Genomic DNA, 4,443 nt, shown 5'->3' on the forward strand with positions numbered 1-4,443 from the left:
TCTAAAATTGGCTTAACACCTTTATTTTCTTCTTGTAAATCTGCTAAAATATTACTTAAGTTTTCAGTGTTTTGCAGGGAATGTAGCCCAGGAGTATTAGGAGAAGAAACATTGACTACAAAATAATCACCCCAATCTTTTAACAACTTAAAACTACCTAAATAATCGGTTGCTGCTGCCTCTAAAGAGGTTATCTTGGATTTACCAATATTTATACCATAAGGGAAAAAATTCGGATAAAAAGAATAATTATTCTCCTGTAATCTGAGAACCTCTGGAATATTTTTTCCTTGAGATTGTAATCTCATAGCTAAAGCAGCAGCACCTTGATTATTAAATCCCATTCTATTCAAAGCAGCTCGATCCATTGGCAAACGAAACAATCTTGGCTGAGGATTTCCCGGTTGTTGATGAAGAGTAACTGTACCAAGTTCAGCAAACCCAAAACCTAATTGAGGCCAGGCATTAATGGCCACACCATCTTTATCATATCCTGCAGCTAAACCCACGGGATTTTTAAAGTTTAATCCCCACAAAGTTTGTTCTAGGCGAATATCCTCAAAACATAAAGATTTTTGCATTATTGTCTGCAAGCTACTTATTAGTTTACTGGAGGAGTTAGTATCCATAAAACTGAGAATATTTAGAAGTTGATGATGTACCCATTCTGGATCAGCTTTTAATCCAGAAAATAGAGTCGGAAATATGACAGAACGATAAATATTTAACACTTGATTCTAAATAGTAGTTGACAATTAAAAACTAAAAATTAAAACTCAAATTTTTATCAGGTATAATCTTGGAATGACAAGACTCTTTTTGATCAAAGCACACTAATTAATTCTCGATCATCAATATATCATTTAGATCGAGTTAGCTGGAATACTACTGATAAATAAGGGAAACAGCAGTAAGAGTATAGATATGCAAGGTCTCAACAGGAGAATTTCATACAATCTCTCTTTCTCATCAGCAAAAACAAGATATTTTATTGATAAAGGCTTATCTAAAGTTGATATTAAATCGTATTTACAGATTTAGCGGACAAAAAATTAATACTGATTAGTCAAAAATATTGAGAATATGATGTCCAGTTGAATGCTGATAAATAAACAGTAATAGGGGGTGCCGAATATGGGTTATGAGGGCAGAAATAAAGCAAGAGAACATAGGAATAGAAAGTTTTTGACCACAAGCTAACTAATTAAGCTGACATACTATAATTTATTTCTTTTATTCTCAAAATAACTATTAAATAATCAGGATAATCCATCGATGTTAAAAAAAAATGAAGCCGAAAAAAATCATAATAATCTGATTGCTTTAGAAAGCATAATTAGAGCAATTAGAGAAGAAGAAGATTTAGATTTTCTCATTAAAAAAGTCATAAATTATCTTCAGTCAGAATTTGATTATTGTTTGATTTGGGTCTGTTTGTACGATCGATTAGCAAATAAAATAGTAGGCAAAGGCGGAATTACTCCCAATGGTGAAATTTCTGCTCTCAAACAAAAATTCACCATAAGTCATGGAGATATATTAGAACAAGTATTAATGAAAAGAAAAGCAATTAAAGTCGCTGACTTAAGGGCAGAAAAGCAAGTTGGAGAATGGGTAAAAATAGCACAAACATATCATATTAAAGGTACAATTTTCTTTCCCATACATTACAAAGAAAAATGTTTTGGTATTGCCTTAATGGGTTCACAAGAGTGGGGAAGTTCTTTAGAATCAGAAGAAAAAGCACTACTATCTTTAATCTGGGGTGAACTAGGACAAACATTACAAAAAATAGAAAAAGAATGGCAACATCAACAAGCAAAACGACCTGATGAACCAATACTCTCATTACTATCTCAATTAGGAAAATTAACGACTTTAGATCAACGCCTCGAAACAGTTGTAGAAATAACTCATCAATTTTTACAGCCATCCCGCACAAATATTTACTGGTATTATCCCAATGGACGCTATTTTTGGCGTCGTGCGAGTAATCATCAAGTAATAGTAGAATGGAGCGACTTTAAACGTCCTGCTTCTGGCATTACATTGCAAGATTTAGGTAAATTCTATCATGTACTATTAGCAGGAAAAATTGTTTGCATTGGAGAATATTACACTTCTGTAGACAGCGATATTATTCGCAGATTAATCCGACAAATTAGAGCTGCTTCTGTATTAGCAGCACCAATTATCTTAGAAGACGAACTATTAGGATTTATTGCTGTAGAAGAACAACACAACCGTCCATGGCAAGATGATGAAAAAAACTATTTGCAAGGGGTAGGTCAACTGCTAGCTTTAACTTCTCCCCTCTCAGAAATGGAGGACAAAATTCGTCAAGCTAAACTAGACCAGACTTTAACTGCAGGCATCACTCGCGCTATTTACGGTGATGATGATTGGCAGAAAACCCTAAAAACAACGGCAGAAAAAATATCTCAGCGCTTAGGTGCTAAATATTTTATGTTGGCAATCCGCAACAGAGGGCAGTTTGAAGTTGTTTATCAAAATCATTCTACTCAAAGTCGAACAGTCAAAACTTCTCTACCCACCCTCAGCAAGGAGGATATGACCTTGCTAGGACGAAACACTGAAGTAGTAGGAATTGAAAATTGGTCAGAAAGTCATATATTGAATGCTTGGCAGGAAGATTTTGAGAAACTTGGAGTACGTTCTCTTCTGTTGTGCAGGACAATAGGAGCGGGGAAAAAGGAGCAAGAAGAATTTATTACAAAAAATCAAGGCGATCAATATAACCAACCCGAAGGACTCGTAATTATTGGTTATGAAACCCCTCGCACCTGGAATCGCAATGAACGAGAATTAGTCCAAATTGCCAGTCAACAGTTAGGTTTTCTCCTGCATCAAAGACATATTAATCAGCTCATAAACAAGCAGCAACAATATACGCAATATCTTCAGTCTGGTTTAACTGCTTTACAACCAACTACAATAATTCCAAATTCAACAAAAGTATTGATTAACTCTTCCAACTCCTTATTATTACAAGAAGTGAAAAATTTGGAACCAGTCGGAGAACTGAGTGTATTAGGAAATTTATCTCTAGACCGTCTAGAAGGAAACTTTCTCGAATTTATTGCTCAAGCAATTGTGGAAATAGCAGATCTCAACCCGCAAACTATTCCCCTAGTTGCTTTAATTACCTGGTATCCATTATCACAAACAGGTAGAGTTATGAGCTATAGTTATCCTGAGTGTCATATTACTAGCACTGATAAAATTTCGATTCCAGTTCGTACTGATTCTTGGATTCAACAAATAATTTCTACAAATGGTTGGTTGCATCTGAGTGTGAGTGATGTACCAGCAAAAACTTTACGGTGGCTCAATATTCTTGATAGCGGTCAGGTCGTAGCAACTGCTTTGCGTACTGCTATTGAACATCAACCGACGGGTATATTGTTAATTGCAGACCCTCACAAAATTTTATGGCAAAAAACAGAACTGCCACAACCACATTCTCCTACTGAAACTCTGAAAAATTTATTGACTCATTTGGTTTCTCAGTTTGCATGGTCGCGTCGCTATTTAATAGTAAAGACTGCTTTAGAATCTCAGCGAGAAGAACTAGAGTGGTTGAATTGGTATAAACAAAAGCGTTTAGAAGAACTTTACCGTACTGTTGGTTCTGGTTTTAAGCAGTTAAGTGAATTGCATTATACTCCATCAGAAAATCCTGCCCAACAAAAAAATGTATTGACAAATCTACGTTATCAGCAATTACTAAGGCAAATTGGCAATGTGTTATCGTCTACTACTTCATTATTGACACAAGAAAAATGGCATTTACAAGCAAATTTTGATGTTGTCTCTGTAGCTAATTTGTTGAGGCGATCGCTCATTCGCATTGATTCCCAAGTAAAAAAAAGACAACTGCAATTAGAAGTTCATCGGGAAGGAAATTTGAATATTTATGGAGATCTTATTAAATTAGAATTAGTTGTTTACGAGCTTTTGATTAGTGCCTGTAGTCGTTCTCAAACAGGAGGAAAAATCGATATTAAATGCCAAACTTTAGATGAAGAATGGCTTGAAATTTCTATTATTGATGCAGGTAAGATTAGCTCAAAATTAATTGCAGAATTTAACTCCGTTTCTATCCCAGATGTATTAGAACCTTCTCTCTTGGTTTCACCTCCAGGCAAGCATTTAATTATCTGTCGGCGACTAATTCAACAAATGGGAGGAGAGCTAGAGTTAAATTTACAAGAAAGTGGTTTAGTAGAAAGTAAGTTACTTTTACCCTTAGCTCACCTTTGATTTCTACAAATTTTTCCTCCCTTCTCTACAAAATTTGATATTTATATCATGTCCGTTTAATAGGGTGATAAAAAACTTTCTTTTCCTCTTCCTTCTTCTTCCCTACTGACACCTGACACCTGACACCTGACACCTTCATCATTATTTATAAGTATTTAA

Annotated in this window: 1 protein-coding gene and 1 pseudogene; one reads left to right on the top strand and one right to left on the bottom strand. The window is 34.9% G+C overall.

The genetic code is table 11. From position 1 onward, the window contains the following. Positions 1-731: pseudogene (locus F6K13_RS20095) on the bottom strand (dihydroorotate dehydrogenase (quinone)); the annotation flags it as partial. A gap of 544 nt (positions 732-1,275) precedes the next feature. On the opposite strand from F6K13_RS20095, the gene F6K13_RS20100 reads away from it, so the two are divergent. Continuing rightward, positions 1,276-4,284, top strand: a complete 3,009-nt coding sequence (locus F6K13_RS20100; protein ID WP_124146901.1) for a GAF domain-containing protein — start codon at positions 1,276-1,278, stop codon at positions 4,282-4,284. Positions 4,285-4,443: the final 159 nt, after the last annotated feature.

This window comes from Okeania sp. SIO2B9 (assembly GCF_010672505.1).
GTDB classification, from domain to species: Bacteria; Cyanobacteriota; Cyanobacteriia; order Cyanobacteriales; family Microcoleaceae; genus Okeania; species Okeania hirsuta.